This window comes from Nonomuraea sp. PA05 (assembly GCF_008086045.1).
GTDB lineage: Bacteria > Actinomycetota > Actinomycetes > Streptosporangiales > Streptosporangiaceae > Nonomuraea > Nonomuraea monospora.
On the sequence record NZ_VSEY01000003.1, the window covers coordinates 207,607 to 232,085 of the forward strand.

General features: G+C 72.1%; 25 protein-coding genes. 15 read left to right on the top strand and 10 right to left on the bottom strand.

Going from position 1 to position 24,479, the window contains the following annotated elements; genetic code table 11:
- The first annotated feature begins 159 nt into the window (after positions 1–159).
- Entirely contained in the window at positions 160–729 is a 570-nt protein-coding gene (locus tag FXF51_RS06420; protein ID WP_148433328.1) for a TMEM165/GDT1 family protein, read from the top strand.
- Here the strand turns inward: FXF51_RS06420 and FXF51_RS06425 are convergent.
- A complete protein-coding gene (locus FXF51_RS06425) occupies positions 726–3,578 on the bottom strand; it encodes an ATP-binding protein (protein WP_262379314.1) in 2,853 nt (950 codons plus the stop codon). The genes FXF51_RS06420 and FXF51_RS06425 overlap by 4 nt on opposite strands.
- 100 nt (positions 3,579–3,678) lie before the next feature.
- Complete coding sequence (locus tag FXF51_RS60610) at positions 3,679–3,825, bottom strand: hypothetical protein (RefSeq protein WP_187414217.1); 147 nt, start codon at positions 3,823–3,825, stop codon at positions 3,679–3,681.
- Positions 3,826–4,024: 199 nt separating this feature from the next.
- Here FXF51_RS60610 and deoC point away from each other — a divergent pair, with 199 nt between their 5' ends.
- The 4 genes from deoC to FXF51_RS06445 are packed head-to-tail and all read left to right on the top strand — an operon-like array spanning position 4,025 to position 7,401.
- Positions 4,025–4,954, top strand: coding sequence for a deoxyribose-phosphate aldolase (deoC, locus tag FXF51_RS06430; RefSeq protein WP_148433330.1), 930 nt, complete (start codon positions 4,025–4,027; stop codon positions 4,952–4,954).
- A gap of 3 nt (positions 4,955–4,957) precedes the next feature.
- A complete protein-coding gene (locus FXF51_RS06435; RefSeq protein WP_148433331.1) occupies positions 4,958–6,376 on the top strand; it encodes an aldehyde dehydrogenase family protein in 1,419 nt (472 codons plus the stop codon).
- Complete coding sequence (locus FXF51_RS06440) at positions 6,369–6,563, top strand: hypothetical protein (protein WP_148433332.1); 195 nt, start codon at positions 6,369–6,371, stop codon at positions 6,561–6,563. The genes FXF51_RS06435 and FXF51_RS06440 overlap by 8 nt, the downstream gene beginning before the upstream one ends.
- Positions 6,556–7,401 carry an aldehyde dehydrogenase family protein gene (locus FXF51_RS06445; protein WP_148433333.1) on the top strand — a complete coding sequence of 282 codons (846 nt, stop codon included), beginning with the start codon at positions 6,556–6,558 and terminating at the stop codon, positions 7,399–7,401. Before FXF51_RS06440 ends, FXF51_RS06445 begins: the two co-directional genes overlap by 8 nt.
- A gap of 15 nt (positions 7,402–7,416) precedes the next feature.
- Here FXF51_RS06445 and FXF51_RS06450 read toward each other — a convergent pair whose 3' ends face one another.
- Positions 7,417–8,769, bottom strand: coding sequence for a leucine-rich repeat domain-containing protein (locus tag FXF51_RS06450; RefSeq protein ID WP_148433334.1), 1,353 nt, complete (start codon positions 8,767–8,769; stop codon positions 7,417–7,419).
- A gap of 27 nt (positions 8,770–8,796) precedes the next feature.
- Positions 8,797–10,260: an amidase gene (locus FXF51_RS06455; protein WP_262379317.1), complete on the bottom strand. Its 1,464-nt coding sequence runs from the start codon at positions 10,258–10,260 to the stop codon at positions 8,797–8,799.
- A 29-nt stretch (positions 10,261–10,289) separates the two neighbouring features.
- Between FXF51_RS06455 and FXF51_RS06460 the strand changes: the two genes are divergently transcribed.
- Positions 10,290–11,468: a pyridoxal-phosphate dependent enzyme gene (locus tag FXF51_RS06460; protein WP_148433335.1), complete on the top strand. Its 1,179-nt coding sequence runs from the start codon at positions 10,290–10,292 to the stop codon at positions 11,466–11,468.
- Here FXF51_RS06460 and FXF51_RS06465 read toward each other — a convergent pair.
- From FXF51_RS06465 to FXF51_RS06475, 3 genes are read right to left on the bottom strand one after another with little or no spacing between them, the layout of a single operon-like run.
- Positions 11,458–12,081 carry a hypothetical protein gene (locus FXF51_RS06465; RefSeq protein ID WP_148433336.1) on the bottom strand — a complete coding sequence of 208 codons (624 nt, stop codon included), beginning with the start codon at positions 12,079–12,081 and terminating at the stop codon, positions 11,458–11,460. The genes FXF51_RS06460 and FXF51_RS06465 overlap by 11 nt on opposite strands.
- Positions 12,078–14,510, bottom strand: a complete 2,433-nt coding sequence (hrpB, locus tag FXF51_RS06470) for an ATP-dependent helicase HrpB (protein ID WP_148433337.1) — start codon at positions 14,508–14,510, stop codon at positions 12,078–12,080. Before hrpB ends, FXF51_RS06465 begins: the two co-directional genes overlap by 4 nt.
- Positions 14,503–14,835: an ArsR/SmtB family transcription factor gene (locus tag FXF51_RS06475; RefSeq protein ID WP_148433338.1), complete on the bottom strand. Its 333-nt coding sequence runs from the start codon at positions 14,833–14,835 to the stop codon at positions 14,503–14,505. Before FXF51_RS06475 ends, hrpB begins: the two co-directional genes overlap by 8 nt.
- Before the next feature lie 86 nt (positions 14,836–14,921).
- Between FXF51_RS06475 and FXF51_RS06480 the strand changes: the two genes are divergently transcribed.
- From FXF51_RS06480 to FXF51_RS06490, 3 genes are all read left to right on the top strand, one after another.
- Complete coding sequence (locus FXF51_RS06480) at positions 14,922–16,061, top strand: MFS transporter (protein ID WP_148433339.1); 1,140 nt, start codon at positions 14,922–14,924, stop codon at positions 16,059–16,061.
- 42 nt (positions 16,062–16,103) lie between these two features.
- Complete coding sequence (locus FXF51_RS06485) at positions 16,104–16,517, top strand: hypothetical protein (RefSeq protein ID WP_148433340.1); 414 nt, start codon at positions 16,104–16,106, stop codon at positions 16,515–16,517.
- Positions 16,518–16,628: 111 nt separating this feature from the next.
- Entirely contained in the window at positions 16,629–17,312 is a 684-nt protein-coding gene (locus FXF51_RS06490) for a hypothetical protein (protein WP_148433341.1), read from the top strand.
- On the opposite strand, the gene FXF51_RS06495 is transcribed toward FXF51_RS06490, so the two are convergent.
- Entirely contained in the window at positions 17,281–18,111 is an 831-nt protein-coding gene (locus FXF51_RS06495) for an undecaprenyl-diphosphate phosphatase (protein WP_148433342.1), read from the bottom strand. The genes FXF51_RS06490 and FXF51_RS06495 overlap by 32 nt on opposite strands.
- Before the next feature lie 206 nt (positions 18,112–18,317).
- Between FXF51_RS06495 and FXF51_RS06500 the strand changes: the two genes are divergently transcribed.
- Positions 18,318–19,451, top strand: coding sequence for a C45 family autoproteolytic acyltransferase/hydolase (locus FXF51_RS06500; protein ID WP_148433343.1), 1,134 nt, complete (start codon positions 18,318–18,320; stop codon positions 19,449–19,451).
- Positions 19,452–19,511: 60 nt separating this feature from the next.
- Here the strand turns inward: FXF51_RS06500 and FXF51_RS06505 are convergent, their stop codons facing one another.
- On the bottom strand, positions 19,512–20,321 hold the full coding sequence (locus FXF51_RS06505) for an NAD(P)H-binding protein (RefSeq protein ID WP_148433344.1): 810 nt from the start codon (positions 20,319–20,321) through the stop codon (positions 19,512–19,514).
- Between the two features lie 75 nt (positions 20,322–20,396).
- Between FXF51_RS06505 and FXF51_RS06510 the strand changes: the two genes are divergently transcribed.
- From FXF51_RS06510 to FXF51_RS06520, 3 genes are all read left to right on the top strand, one after another.
- Positions 20,397–21,314 (top strand): AraC family transcriptional regulator, encoded by a 918-nt coding sequence (locus tag FXF51_RS06510; protein ID WP_148433345.1) that lies wholly within the window; start codon positions 20,397–20,399, stop codon positions 21,312–21,314.
- Entirely contained in the window at positions 21,311–21,832 is a 522-nt protein-coding gene (locus tag FXF51_RS06515; protein ID WP_187414218.1) for an HAD domain-containing protein, read from the top strand. Before FXF51_RS06510 ends, FXF51_RS06515 begins: the two co-directional genes overlap by 4 nt.
- Positions 21,833–21,897: 65 nt before the next feature.
- Complete coding sequence (locus FXF51_RS06520) at positions 21,898–22,104, top strand: PspC domain-containing protein (protein ID WP_148433346.1); 207 nt, start codon at positions 21,898–21,900, stop codon at positions 22,102–22,104.
- On the opposite strand, the gene FXF51_RS06525 is transcribed toward FXF51_RS06520, so the two are convergent.
- Positions 22,074–22,982 (bottom strand): hypothetical protein, encoded by a 909-nt coding sequence (locus FXF51_RS06525; protein WP_148433347.1) that lies wholly within the window; start codon positions 22,980–22,982, stop codon positions 22,074–22,076. The genes FXF51_RS06520 and FXF51_RS06525 overlap by 31 nt on opposite strands.
- Positions 22,983–23,067: 85 nt before the next feature.
- Here FXF51_RS06525 and FXF51_RS06530 point away from each other — a divergent pair, with 85 nt between their 5' ends.
- Both FXF51_RS06530 and lipB read left to right on the top strand, forming a co-directional pair.
- A complete protein-coding gene (locus tag FXF51_RS06530; RefSeq protein WP_148433348.1) occupies positions 23,068–23,646 on the top strand; it encodes a DinB family protein in 579 nt (192 codons plus the stop codon).
- A 57-nt stretch (positions 23,647–23,703) separates the two neighbouring features.
- On the top strand, positions 23,704–24,339 hold the full coding sequence (lipB, locus tag FXF51_RS06535) for a lipoyl(octanoyl) transferase LipB (RefSeq protein WP_148433349.1): 636 nt from the start codon (positions 23,704–23,706) through the stop codon (positions 24,337–24,339).
- Positions 24,340–24,479 lie beyond the last annotated feature (140 nt).

Consider the following 24,479-nt stretch of genomic DNA (forward strand, 5'->3'; position numbering starts at 1 on the left):
TCGACACACTGGCACCTCTGGGTGCCCGGTCGCGCGGGCCTTGAACGGGCGGACGAGACCTTCGGCCTGGCAGTCATGACAAAGACGCTGCCGGGCCGAAGTCGTGCCCGAAATCTCCCTGGGTGCCTGCTTCCGGCCTGGTCGCGCGGAAGAGGACCGTTGGAAGCGTTCTGGATCAGCACCGTCGCCATCTTCGTGGCCGAGCTCGGTGACAAGAGCCAGCTCATGGCGATGACGTTCGCCACCCGTTTCAAGGCGTGGACCGTGATCCTGGGCATCACGGTCGCCACGGCCGTCGTGCACCTGCTCAGTGTCGCGCTGGGCGGGCTGGTCGGCGACTGGCTGCCGACGACGGCGATCTCCGTCGTGGCGGGCCTGGCCTTCCTCGGCTTCGCCGCGTGGACGCTGCGCGGCGACGAGCTGACCGAGGAGGAGTCGAAGAAGGCCCAGCGCACCACCAGGAACGCGCTGATCGCGGTGACCGTGGCGTTCTTCCTGAGCGAGCTGGGCGACAAGACGATGCTGGCGACCATCACGCTGGCGACGCGCTACGACGACTGGGTCGGCACGTGGATCGGCTCGACGGTGGGCATGGTGGCGGCCGACGCGCTGGCCATCCTCGTGGGGCGGCTGCTGGGCAAGCACCTGCCCGAGAAGGTCATCAGGTACGGCGCCGCCGCCGCGTTCGCCGTCTTCGGGGTGATCCTCCTGGTGGAGGCGTTCCTCTAGGAGAGCAGCGAGAGCCGGTGGGCGGCCGCGGCCGCCTCGCCGCGCGTGGTGACGCCGAGCTTGCCCAGGATGTTCGACACGTGCACGCTCACCGTCTTCGCCGAGATGAACAGCTCGGCCGCGATGTCGCGGTTGGTCCGCCCCTGGGTGACCAGGCGCAGCACCTCCAGCTCGCGCGGCGTGAGCAGCTCGGACGGCTCGTGCGCCTGCTGGAGGCCGCCCACCCGGCGCGACAGCGCCTCGATGTCGGTCACGAGCGGGGCCGCGCGCAGCGACTCGGCCAGCGGGAGCGCCGCCTTCAGCCGGGTCGCCGCACCCTCCCTGTCACCGTCGCGGGCGGCCACGCCGGCTGCCCGCAGCAGCGCCTTGGCCTGGTTGTGCGGGCGCCGCAGCCGCTCCCAGGCCGCCGCCGCGGCGTCGAAGTCGCCGGAGTACGACAGCCGGTACGCCTCCACGACCGGCCCCTTGGCGGTCAGCCCGGCGGCCACCTCGGCGGCGTGCCGGCGTACGGACTCGGTGCGTTCCGGCTCGATGTCCTGGACGGCGTCGCAGACGACGCGGAGCGTGGACAGCAGCCGCCAGCCGAGCATGGCCTTGCTCGGCTGCTTGAGCCGCGTGAGGACCTCCTCGGCCTCGTGCAGCGCGCCTCCTGGATCGCCGTTGGTCAGGCGCCAGCCGATGCGCAGGCGGGCGTTGTTGACGATGTCCTGGACGAACTCCTCGTGGTGGTCCTTGAACACCCCGATCTCCGCCAGCAGCGCCTCGACGAACGGCAGCTCGCCCCTGGCCATGGCGATGTCGGCGCGCACGCGCAGCAGGGCGTACCTGTGGCGCAGGACGGGGCCGTGGCTGAGCGCGTTCTCGACGATCTCGATCGCCTCGTCCCAGCGGCCCAGCACCTCCAGCGCCTCGGCCCAGTTGTTGGCGATGAACAGGCCGCTGGCGCGCAGCCTGCCGTACTTCTTGGAGGTCCGCCAGCCGTCCTCGGCCAGGCGCAGCGCCTCGTCCTCGCGGCCCATGTCGAGCAGCGCGTCGATGTTGTTGGCGAGCGCCCGGGTGATCAGGCGGGCGGAGTCCTCGTCCCTGCCGATCCGCAGCGCCTGCTCGTTGAGCGTGACCGTGTTCTCCGTGTCGCCGTTGAAGGAGTGGCCGAGCGCCTGGTTCATCAGCAGGTCGCCTTCGAGGCAGCGGTCGCCGTACTTCCTGGCCAGGCGCAGGCCCTCGTCGAGGAGGCCGCGGGCCTCCTCGATCCGGCCGCGCAGCATCAGGTGGCGGCTCAGCGTCATGACGACGTGGGCCCGGTCGAGGCTGTCGCCGGGGACCAGGTCGAGCGCCTGCCTGAGGTCGTCGATGACGCCCGGCTGGCCCTTGGAGTTCTTGCACGCGGACCGGCGCACGATGAGCTGGGCCACCCGTTCGGGCTCCCGCGTCTCGTCGAGCTGGGACAGCGCGGCCTTGACGAATCTGACGACCTTGTCGACCTCGCCGCCGGCGTTCGCCGCCTCGGAGGCGCGCTCCAGTACGGCGGTGTGGTCGGCCCCGATGAGCTCGGCGGCGTCCGGCACCCGGTCCCACAGCAGGAGCACTCGCTCCAGCAGCGGGACGGCCTCGGTGTAGGCGTAGGCCTTGAACGACTTCTGCGCCGCCTCCCAGGCCGAGATGAGGGCCCAGCGGTCGTCGCGGGCGCCGTACCAGTGGTGTGCCAGCTCGACGGCGGCGCGGCCGGGCGGGACGAGCCTGCGGTCCTTGGAGATCGCCTCGGCGAACCTGGCGTGCAGCCGCTGGTGCTCGCCGGGCAGCAGCTCGTCGTGGACGGCCTCGCGGATGAGGGAGTGCCGGAAGACGTAGGCGCGGTTGTCGGCGATCTGCAGCACGTTGCCGGCGATGGCGGGGCGCAGCGCGCTCTCCAGCTCGACGTCGGACAGGCCGCTCACGGCCGCCAGCAGCGGGTGGCCGACGCGGATGCCGCCGGCGGCGGCCACGCGCAGCACGCGCTGGGTCTCCTCGGGCAGCCGCTCGACGGAGCCGAGGATGAGGTCCTGCATGGAGTCGGGGAAGGTGCAGTCGACGCCGCACTCCAGCAGCGCCTCGACGAACAGCGGGATACCCTCGCTGCGCTCGTAGACCTTCTCGACCGCACCGTACTCGGAGGTCGTGCCGAGGATCGCGGTCATCTGCTGCGCGACCTCGTCGCGCGACAGGCGGGGCAGATCGAGCCGGTGCACGCCGTGGACGCGGCCCAGCTCGGCCAGGACCGGCCTGAGCGGGTGCTGGCGGTGCAGGTCGTCGGACCGGTATGTCATGACCATCAGCACCTGCGGCGTGTGCAGGTTGCGGCTGAGGAAGGCGATGAGGTCGCGGCTGGAGCGGTCGGCCCAGTGGATGTCCTCGATGACGAGGATGGTGGGGCGGCTGTCGGCCAGGCGTTCGAGGAGGGTGAGGAACTGCTCGAACAGGCGCGCGCGGCCGGTGTCGGTCTCGCCGTCGCCGTTGGGCTCCCCGAACTCGGGCAGCAGTCTGGCCAGGTCGCGCTCGGCGCCGTCCGGCAGCAGCGCCGCCACGGCGGCCGGCCCCTGCTCGCGGACGAGCTGGCGGAGCGCGGCGGTGAAGGGCGCGTACGCCAGACCCTCGGTGGACAGCTCCACGCAGCCCCCGAAGAGCACGTGGGCGCCGCCGGCGGCGCACTGCTCGGCGAAGCGCTGGACGAGCCTGGTCTTGCCGACCCCGGCCTCGCCCCCCAGCAGGACGGCCGTCGCGGTGCCCGAGCGCGCTTCGGCGAAGCTTTCCGCCAGCGCCGCCAGCTCCTCTTCCCGCCCTACGAAGACGGGACTGACAGAACGTCCCCGCATGTCGTCCAGCATGTCATGCCACTTCCGGTGCTTTCGACGGTTTATGGCGGTATCGAGACCCGGCCGCGAGCGAGATCGCGGCCGGGTTCTCGTGGGACGGTCATGACGTACGGCGCTTGCCGAAGAACGAGCGGCGCTCGCTCTTGTTGGCACGCTCGACCTCACGTACGCGACGGTGATGGGCGGCCGCCTCGCGCAGCTCGCTCGCCTGACTCTTCATGAGCTGGTATTCCATCTCGGGATGCATGGTGTTTCTCCTGTTTGTTCGTGTCGCTTGCCGACACACTTAAGCTTCGGGCTAAGGCCCGCCCCGCCACATCGGGTGGATGCCTTATCTCCGGCGCGAGAACGCCCCCGGCATACCTAGGACCCGGGCCCCGGGTGCCCTAAGGTGGTCCGGTTTGGAGGTAGTGGGCCTGGTCGGCGATGCTGTCTAGGTGTCAACTGTGACTACCTCGCTCGCGGACGTCGCTTCGTCCGAAGCCGCGTTGCGAGCATTTCTGCACGGCCTGCCCGGGGTCGACCGGGTCGGCGCGGACCAGCGGGCGGCGATGCTGGGCACCCGTTCGATCAAGACCACGGCCAAGGCGCAGGCCATTGACCTGGCCATCTCGATGGTCGACCTGACCACGCTGGAAGGGGCCGACACGGCCGGCAAGGTGCGCGCGATGTGTGCCAAGGCCGTCCGGCCCGGCGGCGACGCGCCCTCGGTGGCGGCCGTCTGCGTCTACCCCGACCTCGTCCCCGTCGCGGTCGAGGCGCTCAAGGGCACCGGTATCAAGGTGGCCTCGGTGGCCACCGCGTTCCCCAGCGGCCGCACCTCGCTGGAGGTCAAGGTGAGCGACACCGCGCTGGCGGTGTCGGCCGGGGCCGACGAGATCGACATGGTGATCGATCGGGGCGCGTTCCTGTCCGGGCGGTACATGAAGGTGTACGAGGAGATCGTCGCGGTGAAGGCGGCCTGCGGGCCGGCCCACCTGAAGGTCATCCTGGAGACCGGCGAGCTGTCCACCTACGACAACGTGCGGCGCGCGTCCTGGCTGGCGATGCTGGCCGGCGCCGACTTCATCAAGACCTCCACCGGCAAGGTGTCACCGGCCGCCACGCCGCCGGTCACCCTGATCATGCTGGAGGCCGTGCGCGACTTCCGCGACGCGACGGGCCGCCAGATCGGCGTGAAGCCGGCGGGCGGCATCCGCACCACCAAGGACGCCATCAAGAACCTGGTGCTGGTCAACGAGACGGCCGGCGACGACTGGCTGACCCCCGACTGGTTCAGGCTCGGCGCCTCCTCGCTGCTCAACGACCTGCTGATGCAGCGCCAGAAGCTGGCCACCGGCCGGTACGCGGGTCCCGACTACTTCACCCTGGACTAGACGATGTTCGAGTATGCACCGGCCCCCGAGTCGCGCGACGTCGTTGACCTGAAGTCCTCCTACGGGCTGTTCATCAACGGTGAGTTCGTCGACGGCTCCGGCCCTTCCTTCAAGACCGTCAACCCCGCCACCGAGGAGACGCTGGCCGAGGTGGCCACCGCCACCTCCGACGACGTCGACCGTGCCGTCCAGGCCGCGCGCAAGGCGTTCGGCGTCTGGAGCGCGCTGCCCGGCGCCGAGCGGGCCAAGTACCTGTTCCGCATCGCGCGGCTGATCCAGGAGCGGGCCAGGGAGCTGGCCGTGCTGGAGTCGCTGGACAACGGCAAGCCGATCCGCGAGTCGCGCGACGTGGACGTGCCGCTGGTGGCGGCGCACTTCTTCTACTACGCCGGGTGGGCCGACAAGCTGGCCTACGCCGGGTTCGGGACGAAGCCGCTCGGCGTCGCCGGGCAGGTCATCCCGTGGAACTTCCCGCTGCTCATGCTGGCCTGGAAGATCGCTCCCGCGCTGGCCTGCGGCAACACCGTGGTGCTCAAGCCGGCCGAGACGACGCCGCTGACCGCGCTGCTGTTCGCCGACATCTGCCGGCAGGCCGACCTGCCGCCCGGCGTGGTGAACATCGTCACCGGCGCGGGCGAGACCGGCGCCGCCGTGGTGGCGCACCCCGACGTGAACAAGGTGGCCTTCACCGGCTCCACCGAGGTCGGCCGGGTCATCGCCAGGTCGGTCGCGGGCACGAACAAGAAGCTCACCCTGGAGCTGGGCGGCAAGGCCGCGAACATCGTCTTCGACGACGCGGCCATCGACCAGGCCGTGGAGGGGATCGTCAACGGGATCTTCTTCAACCAGGGCCACGTGTGCTGCGCGGGGTCGCGGCTGCTCGTCCAGGAGTCGATCCAGGAGGAGCTGCTGGCCGCGCTCAAGCGGCGGCTGGGCACGCTGCGGCTGGGCGACCCGCTGGACAAGAACACCGACATCGGCGCCGTCAACTCGGCCGAGCAGCTCGCCAAGATCCGTCGGCTGAGCGACCTGGGCGAGTCCGAGGGGGCCGAGCGCTGGTCGCCCGCGTGCGAGCTGCCCGGCAAGGGGTTCTGGTTCCCGCCGACGCTGTTCACCGGCGTCGCGCAGTCGCACAGCATCGCCAGGGAGGAGATCTTCGGCCCCGTGCTGTCGGTGCTGACCTTCCGCACGCCCGCCGAGGCCGTCGAGAAGGCCAACAACACGCCGTACGGGCTGTCGGCCGGGGTGTGGACCGAGAAGGGCTCGCGCATCCTGTGGATGGCCGACAAGCTCAGGGCCGGAGTGGTCTGGGCCAACACGTTCAACAAGTTCGACCCGACCTCGCCGTTCGGCGGCTACAAGGAGTCGGGGTACGGGCGTGAGGGCGGGCTCGCCGGGCTGGAGGCCTACCTTGATGTGTGAGCACCGCCGTGCCCGCCGCCGTCAGCGGCGCGCCGAGGCCACCAGGGGGCACGCCTTCGCCAGGGCCGGTCGGCCCGTGCGCACCGGCTGGTACGCCCACCGCTGCGGCGTGAGCCGGTGCGGGCAGGTCTTCGTCCCGGTCCAGATGTCGCAGGAGTCCACGTGGAGGGGGCGGGGCGATGAGTAGGTTGTCCGTCAAGAAGACCTACAAGCTGTACATCGGCGGGGCGTTCCCGCGCTCCGAGAGTGGAAGGTCCTACCCCGTGACCTCGGCCAAGGGCGAGTTCCTCGCCAACGCCTCGCGGGCCTCGCGCAAGGACGCCCGCGACGCCGTGGTGGCCGCGCGCAAGGCGTTCCCCGGGTGGTCGGGTGCGACGCCGTACAACAGGGGGCAGATCCTCTACCGCGTCGCCGAGATGCTGGAGGGGCGGCGCGCGCAGTTCGCCGAGGAGGTCGGCGGCGGCAAGCGCGCCGCGCTGGAGCAGGTGGACGCGGCCATCGACCGGCTCGTCTGGTACGCGGGCTGGTCCGACAAGATCACCTCGGTGCACGGGGCGGCGAACCCGGTGGCCGGGCCCTACTTCAACCTGTCCACGCCGGAGCCGACCGGCGTGGTGGCCGTGGTGGCGCCCGCCGATCCGCTGCTCGGGCTGGTGTCCGTGGTCGCGCCGGTGATCGTGACCGGCAACACCTGTGTCGTGGTCGCCTCCGAGCCCGCGCCGCTGGCGGCGATCACCCTGGCCGAGGTGCTGGCCACGTCCGACCTGCCGGGCGGGGTGGTCAACGTTCTCACCGGGCGGCAGGCCGAGCTGGCGCCGTGGCTGGCGGCGCACATGGACGTCAACGGGCTCGACCTGACCGGGGTCGAGGACGCCGACCTGGCGCTGAGCTGCGAGCAGGCGGCGGCGGAGAACCTCAAGCGGGTGCTGCGGCCGGTGCGGGAGGACTGGGCGGCCGATCCGGGGACCGGCCGCATGACGCGCTTCCTGGAGACCAAGACCGTCTGGCATCCGATCGGCATCTGAGTGCGCGCCCGGGGCTCAGTACTTCTGGTACAGGCCCCGGGCCTTCAGCTCGCCGACGAGGTCGGCGGGCAACGCGCGGCAGTCGGCGACGCGGACCTCCTTGAGCGACGGAAGGCCGGTGATCGCGCCGAGGTCGCTCAGCCTGGGGCAGTTGTAGAGGTCGAGCGTGCGCAGCGCGGGCAGGCGATCGACGTCGCCGAAGGTGCGCAGGTCATCGGTGAAGCAGACGTGCAGTTGCTCCAGGTGCGGCAGGCCCGAGAACGGGGTGAGGTCGGCGAGCTGCTCCAGCCCCTGGAGGGTCAGCACGCGCAGGGCGGGCATGCGGGCGAGCGCCGAGAAGTCGGTCAGGTCCTCCGCGTAGGCCAGGTGCAGCTCCTCCAGCGACGGGTGCCCTTCGAGCCCGTCGAGCGAGGTGAGCCGCTGATCCCTGTCGATGCAGAGCCGCCGCAGCGCGGGCAGCCGCGACAGCGGGCGCAGGTCGGGCAGCGCGGCGGGCGGCAGGCCCAGAGTGGTGAGGCGGGGATGGCGGCCGAAGCCGTCGAGGCTCTTCAGCTTCGTGCTGCCGCCCAGGTAGAGCGTCTCCAGCTCCGTCATGACGCCGATGCCGTCGAGGCCGGTCAAGCGGGTGCTGTGCAGGTGCAGCTCGGTGACGGAGCCGAGGTCGCGCAGCCCTTCCAAGGTGGTGATCTTGGTGCGGCTCAGGTCCAGCTCCCTGAGGTCGCGCAGCCCCGACAGGCCGCGCACGTCCTCGAGGTGCCGGCAGCCGCTCAGGTCGAGCACTTCGAGGCGGGGAAAGGTGTCACCGACCCCCGCGACGCTCGCCACCGACGTGCCGCGCAGGTCGAGGCGGCGCAGGCCGCGCAGGCCGAACAGCGGGGTCAGGTTCGCCACCTGGCGGCAGTTGCGGAGCAGCAGGCTCTCCAGCCCGGACAGCCCGGACAGCGGCCGGAGATCGCTGACGGCCGTGCAGCCGTCCAGCTCCAGCGCGCGCAGCCCGCTCAGCGCGGCCACCTCGGACAGGTCCGTCAGCGTCTTGCAGTGGTCGAGGGTCAGGCTCTCCAGCATCGTCAGGTGACGCAGCCCGGTGAGCGAGCCGGCTCTGCTCAGCTTCAGCTCGGCACAGCCCTCCGCGTCGAAGGCCGGGGCCAGCACGTGCTCCGCGAACCCGTCGGGGTCGAGCGCCTGCGGCCAGAGCTTGAGCAGCTTGTCCGTGGACGGCTTCGCGATCTGGGCGTAGTCGTCGGCCAGGGCAAGCGCCTCGCGGCCGCGGCCGCCCAGCGCGAGGCGCCGGACGGCCTTCCAGGCGTTCGCCGGGGACGCGGTCGCCAGCTTCGTGCGTAAGGTGATCAGATCTGCGGACTGGATCATGCCAGGAGACCCTACGGGGCGGCACCGTCAGAACGAGAACCCCGGCGGTCGCAGCGGTGGATGGGCCGCCTGGAGCTGGGCCGCCAGGCCCAGGAGATGCGGCTCGCCGCCCGGCGGGGCGACGATCTGGACGGCGATGGGCATCGCGCTGGAGTGCGTCGCCACCGGGACGCTGATGGCGGGCCAGCCGCACATGTTCCACGGGCCGGCGGTGGGGGCGTAGGTGACGTTCGTCCACGCGTTGCGCACGAAGCCGCGCTCGCCCCAGCGCTCGGCCTTCGGCGGGACGGCGGCCAGAGCGGGCGTGATCAGCGCGTCCGCCTCGCCGAACCACTGGTCGGCACCGTAGCCGCTCCAGCGCTCCCGGCCGCGTACCCCGTCCAGCCTGAGCGCCCGCAGCATCCGGCCCGCGCGGGCCAGCGCCCTCGTGCGGCGCTCCAGCCCCTCCAGGCCGTCGGCTGACACGGCCGCCCTGACCAGCCAGGTCGCGATCGTGGCCGGGCCGAGCCACACGGGCAGCCTGTGCTCGTGCTCGACGACCGTGTGCCCGGCCACGCGCAGCGTCTCCGCCGCGCCGCGCACCGCCGAGGCGAACTCCTTGTCCATCCGCATGCCGGGCGGCAGCGGCTGCGGCGCGTACGCCACCCGCAGGTCGAACGGCTCAGGGCTGGCGGGCGGCGGCTGCGCCTCCCACACCTCGTCGTCGTCCGCCCAGACCGAGCGCAGCATGCGCGGCGGCGGCTCCACCCGCCGACCGCCCCGCCACGCCTCCGCCAGCGCCGGATCGGCGGCCAGCACCGACAGCGCCAGCGCCAGATCCGGGGCGGTGGTGGCCAGCGGGCCGTTCTCGGTCAGCCGCTCCCAGTCGTCCGCGGGCGGGGGCACCAGGCCGGTGCCCGGCTTGACGGCCAGCACGCCGCAGCACGCCGCCGGGATGCGCAGCGAGCCCATGCCGTCGTTGCCGAGCGCGATCGGCACCATGCCCGCCGCCACCGCCGCCGCGCTGCCCGACGACGAGCCGCCCGCCGTGCGCGCGGTGTTCCACGGGTTGCGGACGATGCCGTACGCGCTGTCGCCCAGCGCCACCAGCCCCAGCTCCGGCAGGTTGGTGACGCCCACGATCACCGCCCCCGCCGCCCTCAGCCGCGCCACCGTCACGTGGTCCTCCGGCGCGGGCGTGCCAGGCGTGGCGGCCGACCCGCCCCGCGTGGCCTCGCCCGCCACCTCCAGGTTGTCCTTGACCGCCACCGGCACGCCCGCCAGCGGCAGGTCGGCCAGGTCGCGCCGCTTCTGCAGCAGCCGCGCCTCGTGCACGGCCTGCTCCCTGACCCGCCGGAACGCCCCTATCTTCTGGTCCCGCTCCGAGATGACGTGGAGATGCTCCTCGACGACGGTCGTGGCACTGACCTCACCATGCCGGACGGCCGTCGCGATCTCGATGGCGGACCTGCCTGCCCACAACATGAGAAGAGTGTGCAGGTTTTCACTCATCGTTGCGAGGGTCGATAGGGTCGATTCACGTGAACGGACCTTCGCTTGCCCTCCGCCAGCGTTCCCTGGGTGACCCATCGGCCGAGTTCCCGCTGTTCCCGCCACTGACGAGAGGCTGCCCCAAGACCAGCACCGACGAGATCGCCTACCCGCTGGACGTCGGCTACGACTACGCGAAGGTCGACCGCGGCCTGTTCGACCAGACGCCGGGGCCCGACCTGGCGCGCTGGTCGCCCCTGCTGCCGCCGCTGGACGCGCCCACGCTCGGCGAGGGCGGCACGCCGCTCCTGCCGTTCGGCGACGTCTACATCAAGGACGAGTCGCGCAACCCGACCTGGTCGCACAAGGACCGGCTCAACCGGGTCACCGTGAGCGCCGCCGTCGCCGCGGGCGCGCCCGGCGTGGTCGTGGCCTCCTCCGGCAACCACGGCGCCTCGGCCGCCGCCTACGCCGCCCGCGCCGGGCTCCGCGCCATCGTGCTGGCCTCCGCGGATTCGCCGCCCGCCGTGCAGTCGTTCGTACGCGCGTACGGGGCGAAGGTCGTGTCCATGCCCGGCGAGAAGCGGTGGCCGCTGCTGCGGGAGGTCGTCGACCGGCTCGGGTACCACCCGGTCAGCAACCAGACCGTGACGCACACCGGGCACCCGTTCGGGCCCGAGGGGTACAAGACGATCGCGTACGAGCTGTTCCTGCAACTAGGCGAGGTGCCCGCGGCCGTGTTCACGCCCACCGGCTACGCCGAGCTGCTCTACGGGGTGTGGAAGGGGTTCTGCGAGCTGCTGCTGCTCGGGGTGACGGAGAAGGCGCCGCGGATGTTCTCCTGCGAGACGGCCGCAGGCGGGCCGCACGCCAAGGCGCTGGCCACCGGCGCGCCCGCCGCCGTCGTCGAGCTGGGGCCCACCGACGCGTACGGCGTCGCCGGGTCCGTCGGCGGGCACCGCGGGGTCGTCGCCGTGCGCGACAGCGGCGGCGAGGCCGTGCTGGTGACCGACGAGGAGATGCGGCGGGCGCAGCGCGAGCTGGCGCGGGCCGGGCTGTGGCAGGAGCTGTCGGGCACGGCGGGGCTGGCCGGGCACCGCAGGCTGCGCAGGGACTTCGACGGGCCCGTCGTGTGCATCGCCACGTCGAGCGGGTTCAAGGATCTGGGGGTGGGCGGCGAGCGCTACCCCGTCCTGGAGAACCCGACGCTGGACGACCTCAGGCCCTGAGCCAGACGCGCAGCGGGCCGATGGCGGTGAAGCCGTGCCGCAGCGCGGGGGCCGGGTCGCTCTCGTAGCCGACCAGGGGGCGGCCGGGGAACAGCTCGGCCGCCGTCGCCAGGACGCCGTCCCAGTCGCCGAACACGTTCGACACGCCCACGGCCGGGCCTGTCGCCGTCAGGACGGCGCCGGAGCCGAGGTCGGGGGCGTGCACGATGGTGGCCTCGTCGAGGAGCGCGGGCAGGAACAGGCCGCTCAGGCCGCACGCCCGCTCCCACGCGGCGAGGCCTTCCTCGTCCTGGACGACCTGCCACGAGGCGCCCGTCCTGGCGGGGGCGTCGCGATGGATCCACTGGGCCTCGAACAGCACGTCGAAGCCCGGCAGGTCGAGGGTGGCGAAGCTGTCCTTGATCGACGCGCCCGGGCCCGCGTCGAGGCGGGGGAGCAGGTCGGCGGCCGTCGCCTCCGGGGAGAGGGTGACCGCGTCGGGGTAGTACGGCGGGGTCCTGGACGGGTTGGTCCAGGTCAGCGGCGTGAACGTGCCGGGGACGCCGTGCGCGCGGCACATCAGGTCGCACCAGCGCGCGTTGTCCAGGGCCGCCTCGGCCTGCCAGTCGGTCATGGGGTGTTCCTCTTGGTGCGGCGGGTGGGCTGGGCGGTGAGCGGGTCCTCCGGCCAGGGGTGCTTGGGGTAGCGGCCGCGCATCTCCGCGCGTACGTGGCGGTAGCCCTCCCGCCAGAACGAGGCCAGGTCGGCCGTGACGGCGAGGGGGCGGCCCGCCGGGGAGAGCAGATGCACCAGGACGGGGACGCCGGCGATGCGCGGGGTCTCCTGCCAGCCGAACAGCTCCTGCAGCTTGACCGCCAGCACCGGCTGGTCGCCCGAGTAGTCCAGGCGCACGCTGGAGCCGGTGGGCACCTCGATGCGCTCGGGGGCCGTCAGGTCGAGGCGTTCGCTCCAGGGGATCAGGCGTCGCAGCGCGGCGGCGACGTCGATGCGCTCCACGTCCGCGCGGCGGCGGGCCCTGCTCAGCTCGGGCTCCAGCCACTGGTCGGCGAGGGCGACGAGGTCGTCCATCGGGGGCCAGGGGGCGCCGAGCGCGCGGTGGCAGAACGCGAGGCGGTCGCGCAGGTCCTTGGCCTGTCTCGTCCAGGTGAGCAGGCCCTCGGTGCGCAGGCCGTGCAGGATGGCGTCGCGGACGTCGGCGTTCTTGAGCGGGGTGGCATTCAGTTCGATCGCGCCGAGGCGTTCGACGCGGCGGGCCGAGACGTCGCCGCGTCGTTCGCCCGGCGGGACGTGCCAGGTGATCTCGTCCTGGGTGGTGGTGCCGACGGTCGCTCTCGCGGTGGGCTCGTCGATGACGACGGCCTGGCGGATGCGGGCCGAGGCGGAGCCGGTGGGGCGGTCGGCGATCGCGATGGCCAGCCATTCGGCGGTCTGGAGCTTGGAGCCGTCCGGGAGCTGGGCCTGGGTGCCGGACGCCATGAGGTAGCCGCCGCCTCGGCGGCGGGCGACCCGTTCGGGGAAGGCCAGGGCGACCGCCGTCCCGGCCAGCGCGTCTGTTGTGGGGCCGGTGCGGGCGTTCGTGGTGGTGCGGGCGTTCGCGGTGGTGCGGGCGGCTGTGGCGGTTCGGCGCAGGCGGGCCGTTTCCTGGCGCCAGCGGGCCGGAAAGCCGGCGCCGCCTCGGCGGGCCGCGCGCCAGACCTCCGCCAGGTCGTCGGAGGCGTCCCTGGGGAGTTGTTCCGACAGCAGGGCGACCACCTCTGCGGCGTCGGGGCCGAGGTCGAGCAGGGCCCTGGCCAGGCGCGGGTGCACGCCGGCGAGCGCCATCCGCCGCCCCCGCTCCGTCACCCGCGCACGCTCCGCCCCCTCGGTGAGCGCGTCGAGGAGTTCCAGGGTGCGGAGGGCGGCGGACAGGGCTGCGGGCGGCGGCGGGTCGAGGAGGGCCAGGCCGGACGCGTCCGGCGCGCCCCAGCAGGCCGCCTGCAGCGCGAAGCCCGTCAGGTCGGCGAGCGCGATCTCCGGCCGCGCGTGGTCGGCCAGCCGCTCGTGCTCGGCCGCCGACCAGCAGCGGTACACCGCGCCAGGAGCCTCGCGGCCCGCGCGGCCGGCGCGCTGGGTGGCCGACGCCTTGGAGACGCGGACCGTGGTAAGCGAGCCCAGCCCCCTGGCGTGGTCCGTACGGGGCTCGCGGGCCAGCCCCGCGTCCACCACCACGCGCACGCCGGGAACGGTCAGGCTCGACTCGGCGACCGACGTGGCCAGCACCACCCGGCGCGCCGTCCCCGGGCTCAGCACGGCGTCCTGGACGTGGGCGGGCGCCTGCCCGTGGACTTGCAGGAGGTGCTCGACGTCGCCCGCCAGCATCCCCGCCACCTTGGCGATCTCGCCGACGCCGGGCAGGAAGCACAGCACGTCGCCGTCCCGCTCGGCCAGCGCCCGGCGCACGACGGCGGCCACGTGCGACAGCAGCGCGGGATCGACGCGCAGGCCGTGCGGCGGGGCGACCGGGCGCGTTGGCGGGGCCCAGACGGTCTCCACCGGGTGGGCGGCGCCGGTGGCGGCGACGACGGGGCCGCCGAGCAGGTCGGCCCACGGCTGGGCGTCGGCGGTGGCCGAGGTGGCGAGCAGGCGCAGGTCGGGGCGGAGCGTCTGGCGTACGTCGAGGAGGAACGCCAGCGCCGTGTCCGCGTCGAGGTGCCGCTCGTGGCACTCGTCGAGGACGACCGCGTCCACCCCGGGCAGCTCCTGGTCGCGCTGGAGGCGCTGGAGCAGCACGCCGGTGGTGACGACCTCGACCATGGGGTTGGCGCCGACGTGGCGCTCGCCCCTGATGGTGTGGCTGACGCCCATGCGGCGGGCCGCCGCGCGGACGGCGAGCCTGCGCGGCTCGGCGACCACGACCCGCAGGCCCGCCTCGGCCAGTGCCAGGGGGACGACGGTGGTCTTGCCGGTGCCGGGTGGAGCCGTCAGGACCGCGCAGCCGTGCCGGTCGAGCGCCGCGAGCAGCTCGGGCAGGACGTGCCGGATGGGCAGCACCGCATCAGGCATGCGCGGCGGCGGGGACGGGGAGCGTCGCGGTGAGCACCGCGTCGAGCAGGCCGGGGAAGCGGCTCTCCAGGTCGTCGCGGCGCAGGCTCATGTACTTGAGCCTGCCCTCCTGCTTGGTGAGGACCACGCCGGCCTCGCGCAGTGTGCGGTAGTGGTGCGAGGCGGTCGACTTGTGCACCCCGAGGTCGTCGCCCGCGACCGTGCACGTCATCTCGCCGGCTGCGGCGAGGCGGCTCACGATCTCAAGACGTACGGGGTCGCTGAGTGCCCGCAGAACCTCCGTGAGCTGGATGTTCTCCGTGGACGGATGAGGCAGCAGGCGCATGGGGAAACCCTACCTCCGTTTTATTGTTTGACAACAATCCAACTATAGGTCAGTTTGATGGGCGTCCAACTAATGCTGGAGGCTCCATGAGTTCGCGGCTCTACCCGATGGCCGCCGGGAATTTCGCGATCGGTACGGGCATGTTCGTGACCGCCGGGCTGCTGCCGCCCATCTCCGCGGACCTGGGGGTCTCCCGGTCCGCGGCGGGGCAGCTCATGACCGTGTTCGCGCTGGCCTACGCCGTGCTGTCGCCGCTGCTCGCCGCGTTGACCGCCCGGATGTCGCGCAGGACGCTGTTGCTGGTGGCCATGGGGGTGTTCGTGACGGGGAGCGTGCTGACCGCGCTGGCGCCCACGTACGCGCTGGTCATGCTGACCCGCGTGATCGCGGCGGCGGGCGCGGCCATGTTCACGCCCACCTCGTCGGCCGTGGCGAACGCGCTGACCGAGCCCGAGCGGCGCGGCCGGGCGCTGGCGCTGGTGATGGGCGGGCTGAGCGTGTCGTCGGCCATCGGCGTGCCGCTCGGCACCTGGCTGGGCGAGGCGGCCGGATGGCGGGCCACCCTGTGGATGGTCGCGGGGCTCGGGCTGATCGGCCTGATCGGGGTCGCCGCGCTGGTGCCCGAGGTGCGGATCCCCGTGTCCGGGCGGTTGCGGGAGCGGTTCGAGCCGCTGCGGGAGCGGCGGGTGCTGGCGGTGATGGTGACGCAGTTGCTGATGTTCGCGGCCGGTTTCACCGCCTACACCTACATCGGGTCGCTGTTCGACCTGCCGCTGCCCGCGCTGCTGTGGGCGTGGGGGCTGGGCGGCATCGTCGGGAACGCGCTCGGCGGGCGGCTCACCGACGCCTACGGGCCGCGCCGGATGATCCTCGCCGGGCTGGCCATGTCCGTGGTGTTCCTGGCCCTGGCGCCCGTCGCGAATCTGTCCCTGCCCGTCGCCCTGGCCTGGGGCTTCCTGTGGGGGGCGACCGGGTGGCTGGTGGCGCCCGCCCAGCAGTTCAGGACCGTCACGGCGGTGCCGGACAACGTGCCGATCGGGCTGGGCCTGCTGTCGTCGGCGCAGTACTTCGGGCTCTTCGTGGCGGGGCTGGCCGGCGGCGCGGCGCTGGAGGCGTACGGCCGGGTGGGGGTCGTGGTGGTCGCCACCGGGTTCGGGCTGGTGGCGTTGCTGTTCACCCTGGTCACCTACCGGGGGCAGCCGAAGATGAGCGTGCCCGCTACCTAAGTAGGGGGCCGTGCGGGCGGGTCGTTCGCCACAATGATGGATGTGTCCCACGATCCCCTGGCGGGCGACTCCGGCTCGTCGCCCGCGCAGCCGGAGGACGACCCGCGCGACGAGCCCGCGCCCTTCGCCGCCGTCGTCCTGCTGACGGTCGCCGCGGCGGCGGGCGTCATGGTGCTCGGCGCGCTGGCGCCCTCGGCCCTGAACCTGAAGTTCCTGCTGTTCGGGCCGATCGCGCTGGTGGTGTTCGAGATCGCCGTGCACGAGGTGTGGTGGAAGCGGTGGTGGGGGGCGATCCCGGGCGCGGTGCTGGGGCTCGCCGCCTACTTCGAGGGCCGCGCGGCGCTGGCCGACATCGTGGGGGACGGCTGGGCGCATCCGGTCGCGTACGTCACCGCCTGGGCCCTGTTCGCGGCCGTCTTCGCCTGGGCCAGCCGCTACCCCCGCACGTCAGCCTGATCCGCCCGCCCGCCCGCCCGATCCGTGCGCGGGATCTCCACCTCGGAGGGGACGGCCGGTCGGCCCGCAGGGGGACGACTCGCGGCGGCTCGCCCGCCTACGGTCGGCCGCATGTTCAACGATCAGGTGAAGTTCCGCCGCGTCACGGCGGGCACGCTGCTCGTCGTCGCCCCCCTCCTTCAGGCCGTGGCCGTCGTCGTCGACCCTGGCACCTGGGGCGACGACCGGGAGGCCGTCAGCTTCGGCGACAACCCCGCGCTGGCCCAGACGCAGTCCGTGCTCTACCACTGGAGCTGGATGCTGATGGCCGTCGCCGTCATCGGCCTGATGCACCTCACCAGGCGCAGGGCCACGCGGCTCGGCCACGTGTCGGGCGTGCTGGCGGTGATCGGCTACCTCCAGCTCTCCGGGTTGCTGCTGATCGACCCCGTCGAGTGGTATCTGGGGCAGCACAACAGCCCGGAGGAGGCCCAGCGCATCCTCGACGAGATGATGAACCTGCCCGGCGTGACCTTCGGCTTTCAGATGCCGTGGATGTTCTTCGGCTTCATCGGGCTGCCGCTGCTGACCGTGGCGGTGTGGCGGGCCGGCTTCGTGGGGTGGTGGGTGCCGCTGCTGGTGGCCGCCGGATACCTGGGCGGCTTCCTGGTGCCGTACGGGCCGCTGACCGTGCCGTTCTGGACCGCGCCGGTCGTCGCCCTGGGCTGGACCGGCGTGCGGATCCTGCGCATGGGCGACGCGGCGTGGGCGGGCTACTACGAGGTCAGCCGAGTGCCGGAATCCAGCCTGCGGTGACCGCCAGGATGATGAAGAAGCCGAGGATGATCCGGTAGATCACGAAGGGCGTGAAGCGGTGGGTGCTGATGTAGCGCAGGAACCACGCCACCGCCGCGTACCCCACGATGAACGAGACGATCGTGGCCACGATGGTCGGCCCCCAGGCGGGCGTGCCGGCCTCGCCGATCTCGAACAGCTCCAGCAGGCCCGAGGCGAAGACGGCGGGCATGGCCAGCAGGAACGAGTACTTGGCCGCGTCCTCGCGCCGGTAGTCGAGCAGCAGGCCGGCCGTCGTCGTGCCGCCGGAGCGGGACACGCCGGGGATGAGGGCGAGCGCCTGGGCGAAGCCGTAGATGAGGGCGTGGGTGATGCTGAGGTGCTTCTCCAGCGTGAGCTTGTTGCGGGCGGTGCGGTCGGCGAACCACAGGATGAGCGCGAAGACGATCAGCGTGGTGCCCACCAGGCGCAGGTCGCGGAAGACCGTCTCGATCTGGTCCTTCAGCACCAGGCCGAGCACGCCGATGGGCAGGGTGCCGATGATGATGTACCAGCCCATGCGGGCCGCCCAGTGGGGGCGCAGCTCCTTGACGAACAGCGAGCGCGTCCACGTCGAGATGATCTCCCACAGCTCCTTGCGGAAGTAGATCACGACGGCCAGCTCGGTGCCGATCTGGATGACCGCCGTGAACGCCGCTCCCGGGTCGGGCCAGCCGGCGAAGGCGGAGACCACCCGGATATGGGCGCTGGAGGAGATCGGCAGGAACTCCGTGAGCCCCTGGACCAACCCCAAGATCACCGCTTCTAGCCAGCCGATCACGACTACACCTTTCGAGCACGCCGGAGTGATGAGGGTGAGGTTAGCGGAATCGCGGGCCGGGCAATCGCTCTCGTAAGGCGTTGAGCTGATCGGCCGGTGGATCATCCTCGCAGTTCACCGGGAATTCGCCCGATGTTCCTCCAGGGCTGCCCGTCAGGCCGTGTGTAGGTTGCTTGAGAGGCATCCGGCCGGTCCAAGGAGCACCATTGAGCCGCACATCCCTGCCCCTCGTGGAGATCTCCGGCACCCCGCGCGAACGCGGGCGCCAGTACGGTGAGCAGGCGCGCGAGCGGGTCCAGCGCTCGCTCACCTACTACGCCGAGGCGTTCGGGCACGCCAGCGGCCTGTCGTGGGAGCAGGTCGTGCGGCGCGCGGCGCGCTGGGCGGGGCCGAGCAAGGCGTTCGCGCCGGAGCTGGTCGAGGAGATGGAGGGCATCGCCGAGGGCGCGGGCGTCGGCTTCCTCGACGTGCTCGCGCTGAACGCCCGCGGCGAGATCATCTACGACACCACGTTCAGCGCCATGGAGGCCGACGGCTGCACCTCGTTCGCGCTGATGGGCGAGGCGACGGGCGACGGCCACGTCTACGCCGGGCAGAACTGGGACTGGCGCGAGGGCGTCTCCGGCACGCTGATGGTGCTCAGAGTGGTCCAGCCGGGCCGCCCGACCGTCGTCATGCACGTCGAGGCGGGGCAGGTGGGGCGGCAGGGCGCCAACTCGGCGGGCATCGCGCTCAACGCCAACGGGCTCGGCGGGCGCTTCGACGACTCGGTGGGCGTGCCGCAGACGCTGATCAGGCGCAGGGTGCTCGACAGCGGCAACCTCAGCGCCGCGCTGGAGACGCTGACCGGGACCAAGGCCCACATCGCCAGCAACGCGCTGGTGACGCACCAGGCCGGCTTCGCGATCGACCTGGAGACCACGCCGGGGGCGGTCGGCTGGATGTACCCGGCCCACGGGCTGCTCGTGCACGGCAACCACTACCAGGCGTTCGTGCCGCCGCAACTCGCCGCCCACTACCGGCCGAGCGCCGCCGACTCGCTGGTCCGGGTGCCGAGGGCCGAGGGCGGGCTGCGTACGGTGCGCGAGGCATCAGGCACCGACGAGGCCCGCAAGCGCATCAGGGCCGCCATGTCCGACCACCTCGGCTTCCCCGAGTCCCTCTGCACCCATCCCGACCCGGGGCAGCCCGCCGTCAAGCGGTGGGCGACTCTGCTGTCGAGCTGCGTCGACCTCACCACGGGCGACTACCTGATCGCGGCCGGGACGCCCTGCGACCACGAGTACGAGCGCCTGCCGTGGAATCTCTACGACGGGCCGCACGGCGACGCCCGGATCTAGCGCTTCCAGACGCGCGGTCGAGCTTCCAGACGTGCGGTCCAGCGTTTCCAGGCGTGCGGTTCAGCTTTTCCAGGCCTGCACGTTCGACCGGGCGAAGTCCGCGAAGTCGCGGGCCGGGCGGCCGAGCGCATCCCGCACGCCGTCCGTCACGCTCGCGTTGCGGCCGTCCAGGATGTCGGTGAACAGGTGCCCCAGGCCCTCCGCGGCCTCGCGCGGCACCCCGTGCCGCACCGCCGCGGCCATGTACTCCTCCGCCGTGACGCGGACGAACGCGATCCGCCTGCCGGTGATCTCCGTCAGCTCTTCCGCCACGTCCGCGAACGTCAGCAGCCTCGGGCCGGTCAGCTCGTACAGCCTGCCCGCGTGCCCCTCCTCGGTGAGCGCGGCCACGGCCACGTCCGCGATGTCCTCCACGTCCAGGAACGGCTCGGGCACGTCGGCGGCGGGCAGCGCGATCACGCCGTCCAGCACCGCGCCGAGCAGGAAGTCCTCGGTGAAGTTCTGCATGAACCAGCTACAGCGCAGAATCGTCCAGTCGACGCCCGACTCCCGCACGGTGCGCTCGCTGGCTTCGGCCTCCGGCTCGCCGCGGCCGGACAGCAGGACCAGCTTGCGCACGCCGCTGCGGACGGCCAGCTCGGTGAACGCCTTGATGTCGTCGTGCGCGCCGGGGAAGGCCAGGTCGGGATAGTAGGACAGGTAGACGGCCGTGACGCCGTCGAGCGCCGCCTGCCAGGTGCCGCGGTCCTGCCAGTCGAAGGCCGGGGCGGCGGAGCGGGAGCCGACCCGTACGGGCAGGCCGAGCGAGGTGAGCCGGTCAGCGACGCGGCGGCCGGTCTTGCCGGTGCCGCCGAGTACCAAAATCATCATGTAACTAGTAAGTCGCCATACCGATAAGACTCTCCATGGTTGAGAAGCGCAATCCCATATGCGATCGTCTAACCCATGGACCAGCTCGCGGCGCTCCTCGACGGCCCGAGAGCCCGCGGGGCCTTCCTCCTCCGCTCGATCCTGCGTCCGCCGTGGTCGCTGCGCATCCAGGACGAGGCGCCGCTGTCGGTGATCGCGCAGGTGCGGGGCGAGTCGTGGATCATGTTCGACGACGCCGAGCCCGTACACCTGGCGCCCGGGCAGGTGGCCATCGCGCGCGGGCCCGAGCCGTACACCGTGGCCGACGAGCCAGGCACCAGGCCGCAGGTCGTCATCCACCCCGGCCAGCACTGCACCACCATCGACGGCGAGGCCCTCTACGCCTCCCTCGACCTGGGCATCCGCACGTGGGGCAACAGCACGGACGGCGACACCGTGCTGCTCACCGGCACCTACAACTTGGAGGGCGAGGTCAGCAGGCGGCTGCTCGAAGCGCTGCCCCAGCTCATCGTGGAGCCGGGCGGCCCGATCATCGGGCTGCTGGGAGCGGAGATCGTCAAGGACGAGCCCGGCCAGGAAGCGGTCCTCGACCGGCTGCTCGACCTGCTGCTCATCGCCGTCCTGCGAGCCCACTTCGCCACGCACGAGGCGCCCGCCTGGTACCGCGCGATGAGCGACCCGGTCGTCGGCAAGGCCATGCGCATGCTGCACAACAACCCCGCCCACCCGTGGACGGTCGCCGCCCTGGCCGCCGAGGTGGGCGTCTCCAGGGCCGCGCTGGCCAGGCGTTTCACCGAGCTGGTCGGTGAGCCGCCGATGTCCTTCCTCACCGACTGGCGCCTGGCCCTGGCCGCCGACCTGCTGCGCGAGCCCGACGCCACGATCGGCTCGGTCGCCAGGAAGGTCGGGTACGGCAGCCCGTTCGCGCTCAGCGCCGCCTTCAAACGGGTGCACGGCGTCAGCCCGCAGGAACACCGGGCGGCGGCTAAGTGAAACCCCTGCTCCTGCTCGACGTGGACGGCGTGCTCAACCCGATGGGCCGCCCCACGCCCGACTTCCGCCGCTACCGCTGCACGATCGGCGCCGACGTCTACACCGTGCACCTCAACCCCCGCCACGGCCGCCGCCTGCTCGAACTGGCCCTGGCCACCGGCTCCGAGCTGGTCTGGGCCACCACCTGGGAACATCACGCCAACGACTGGATCGCCCCCCGCATCGGCCTGCCCTCGCTGCCCGTCATCACCATGGGCGCCCCCTCCTCCGCAGGCGTGCCGGCGAGCGAGCACGGCGAGATGTTCAAGACGCCGCACGTGGCGGCGTACGCGGGGCAGCGGCCGTTCGTCTGGTTCGACGACCAGGTGTGGGCGGAGGACGAGGAGTACCTCAGGGTCCATCAGGGTCTGGCCGACTTCCTGCTCATCCACGTGGATCCGCGACAGGGACTGACCAGCCGACATCTGGGCATGGCACATGAATGGCTGACCCTTACAGGGTTTTCTCAGGGTTCCTGACGGGAGTCTTGCGGCCACGCTGTCCGTTTTCCAGATAGGTCGCGAAAACCACACGGAGGAACAGCATGTACCGCTCTCGTGAGCACCGGATCATCGCAGGCGTCTGCGGCGGGCTCGCCGACAAGATGGGCCTGCCGCCCACCCTCGTACGGATTCTCTGGCTGCTGCTGTCGCTCATTCCGGGGCCGCTCTGGGTGGTCTACGTCGTGATGTGGATCCTGATCCCGGAAGCGCCGAAGGGCTACGCCGGTGGGGCGAGCCGCGCCACCTGATCCCGGGTCGGGGCGTCCAGCTCCGCCTGCAAGAGCCCGTTGTTCACGCCCGGCCGGCAGTCCGGCATGACGTGCACCCAGGCCGCCGGTCCTTCCCCGTAGCGGAAGACCAGCCGGAACGAGTCGCTCACAGGCCCCGCCTGCTGGCAGCCGTTCGTGCTCGGCCTGGTCCCGGGCGTGTTCAGCGCCGCGGCGAGCGCGGCGGCCTCCCGCGCGCCGTGCTCGGACCGCGCGCCCGGCTTCTGGCCCGGCGTGAGCCTGCAGACCAGCATGCTGACGGCCCCTTCCGGCACCATCTGCTCGTTCTGCCCGCGCCGGCCGAGCGATTCGTCGCAGGGGTCGTCGGGCTGAGGGAGGCTCCAGGTCCCCGTCCGGAAGGCGGCGGTGAGGCCGCGGCCGAGATAGACGTCGCTGGTGGCCGTGCCGTTGGTGATCGTGGCGCACGAGTTGACCTCTTCCGCGCCGCCCAGCCACAGCGTGCCGCCGTCGGAGTAGGCGAAACGGACCAGGTAGTTCGTCATCCGGCCGCCCATCAGCGTGCAGCCACGTTCGGCGTTCGCGGTGTCGATCGGCAGGTAGGCCAGGTCGCGGGCCATCGCCTCGGTGTTCTGGTGGTTCAGCGTGCGCCATCCGTCCAGCTTCTCGCCGCCCGGGTCGGTGTTCCGGCCGGGGTAGGCGCAGATCAGCGCGAGGTCCGGCGCGCCGGGTACCAGCCGGTCCGCGGCGCCGTCGAGGTCGGCGGCGTCCGGGACCCAGCCGCCGATCTTCTCGCTGTCCCACTGCTGCGGGCAGAAGGGCGGCGCCGGTGGGGATCCCTGCGCGACGGCGCACCCCGAGACCGCGAGCAGCCCGGCGATGAGCCAGTGGAGTGATCTCACACCGGTTGAGACGGATGCCGTCTCCGAGTGGTTCAGGCCTTTATTCGGTTGTGAGCCGTGCGGAGCGTCGCTCAGGATGGCCGCCATGACGACTCGACGCGCGGACATGTTCACCGAGGACGGCAGACCATCCGACGACGACCCGCGCGAGCACGGGCCCCGGCTCGGCGACGAGCGCGCCACGCTGGCGGAATCGCTGCGCTGCCTGCGCCTCACGCTGGAGCTGAAGTGCGCGGGGCTCGACGCGGAGCAGATGGCGCGGCGGGCGGTGGAGCCCTCGACGATGTCGCTGCTGGGGCTGGTGCGGCATCTGGCCGAGGTGGAGCGGGCGACGTTCCGCAGGCTGCTGGCGGGGCAGGACGTGCCCAAGCTGTACTGCTCCGACACCGACCGTGACGGTGACTTCGACGGCGCGGTCGCGGACCCCGAGGTGGTCGCCGAGGCGTGGCGGACGTGGCGGGCGGAGGCGGAGTTCTCCACAAGGTTCCTGGCCGAGGTGCCCAGCCTGGAGGCGACCGCTGACGACCCGCAGAACCTGCACGGCAGCGGTGGCGGGGCGATGTCGCTGCGCGAGGTGGTGCTGGGGATGATCGAGGAGTACGCCCGGCACATGGGCCACGTGGACCTCCTGCGCGAACGGATCGACGGGCGCATCGGCCAGTAGGACAGGCCCGTAGGAGGCGCGTGCCTGGGCGTCCGCGCGGCGACATATCCTCGAAGCATGAGGGCAAGGCCGCTGACGCTCATCCAGGATGAGCTCGTCGATTACGACCAGGCGATGGAGCGCATGACCGACCTCGTCGGGCAGCGCCAACGGGACGAGCGGCCGGACACGCTCTGGCTGCTGAGCCACCCGTCCGTCTACACGATCGGCCGCCGCACCCCGATGGCCCACCTGCCCGACCCCACGCGCGGCATCCCCGTCGTCGAGACCGGGCGCGGCGGCCAGCTCACCTACCACGGGCCCGGTCAGCTCGTGGGTTACCTCATCGTCAAGCTGGACGAGGGCGAGGGGATCGTCGACTACGTGCGCGAGGTGGAGCTGCGGCTGGTCGAGGCGCTGGGCAAGCTGGGGCTGCCGGCCGAGCGGCGCGACACGCCGCCCGGGTCGGAGCTGCTGACCGGGGTGTGGACGGCCGAGACCGGTCGTAAGATCATCTCGATCGGGATGCGGCAGAGCAGGGGCGTCACCAGTCACGGGTTCGCGCTCAACGTCGACGGCGACCTGACGCCGTGGAGCTGGGCCGTGGCCTGCGGGATGCCCGACGTGGACATGACCTCGCTCAAGCGCGAGCTGGACGACGCCGCGATGCCCCGGGTGCGCGCGGCGGTGGCCGAGGCGTTCGAGGCCTCCTGACAGGCCGAGGTCATTCTCAGGGAGGAAATCTTGTTATTTCTCCCCGTTCGTCCCTGCAAATAGGCAATGATCCAATCTTGATCGCACGCCCCGACGGGGGGATCGATCGAAGATTGGAGCACTGTGCGAAGAAGGTTTTC

Coding starts and splice junctions, on each gene's coding strand:
- FXF51_RS06425 (WP_262379314.1), bottom strand. CDS start 3,578: ATGCGGGGACGTTCTGTCAGTCCCGTCTTCGTAGGGCGGGAAGAGGAG.
- FXF51_RS60610 (WP_187414217.1), bottom strand. CDS start 3,825: ATGCATCCCGAGATGGAATACCAGCTCATGAAGAGTCAGGCGAGCGAG.
- FXF51_RS06435 (WP_148433331.1), top strand. CDS start 4,958: ATGTTCGAGTATGCACCGGCCCCCGAGTCGCGCGACGTCGTTGACCTG.
- FXF51_RS06440 (WP_148433332.1), top strand. CDS start 6,369: ATGTGTGAGCACCGCCGTGCCCGCCGCCGTCAGCGGCGCGCCGAGGCC.
- FXF51_RS06445 (WP_148433333.1), top strand. CDS start 6,556: ATGAGTAGGTTGTCCGTCAAGAAGACCTACAAGCTGTACATCGGCGGG.
- FXF51_RS06450 (WP_148433334.1), bottom strand. CDS start 8,769: ATGATCCAGTCCGCAGATCTGATCACCTTACGCACGAAGCTGGCGACC.
- FXF51_RS06455 (WP_262379317.1), bottom strand. CDS start 10,260: ATGAGTGAAAACCTGCACACTCTTCTCATGTTGTGGGCAGGCAGGTCC.
- FXF51_RS06465 (WP_148433336.1), bottom strand. CDS start 12,081: ATGACCGACTGGCAGGCCGAGGCGGCCCTGGACAACGCGCGCTGGTGC.
- hrpB (WP_148433337.1), bottom strand. CDS start 14,510: ATGCCTGATGCGGTGCTGCCCATCCGGCACGTCCTGCCCGAGCTGCTC.
- FXF51_RS06475 (WP_148433338.1), bottom strand. CDS start 14,835: ATGCGCCTGCTGCCTCATCCGTCCACGGAGAACATCCAGCTCACGGAG.
- FXF51_RS06480 (WP_148433339.1), top strand. CDS start 14,922: ATGAGTTCGCGGCTCTACCCGATGGCCGCCGGGAATTTCGCGATCGGT.
- FXF51_RS06490 (WP_148433341.1), top strand. CDS start 16,629: ATGTTCAACGATCAGGTGAAGTTCCGCCGCGTCACGGCGGGCACGCTG.
- FXF51_RS06505 (WP_148433344.1), bottom strand. CDS start 20,321: ATGATGATTTTGGTACTCGGCGGCACCGGCAAGACCGGCCGCCGCGTC.
- FXF51_RS06510 (WP_148433345.1), top strand. CDS start 20,397: ATGGACCAGCTCGCGGCGCTCCTCGACGGCCCGAGAGCCCGCGGGGCC.
- FXF51_RS06520 (WP_148433346.1), top strand. CDS start 21,898: ATGTACCGCTCTCGTGAGCACCGGATCATCGCAGGCGTCTGCGGCGGG.
- FXF51_RS06530 (WP_148433348.1), top strand. CDS start 23,068: ATGACGACTCGACGCGCGGACATGTTCACCGAGGACGGCAGACCATCC.
- lipB (WP_148433349.1), top strand. CDS start 23,704: ATGAGGGCAAGGCCGCTGACGCTCATCCAGGATGAGCTCGTCGATTAC.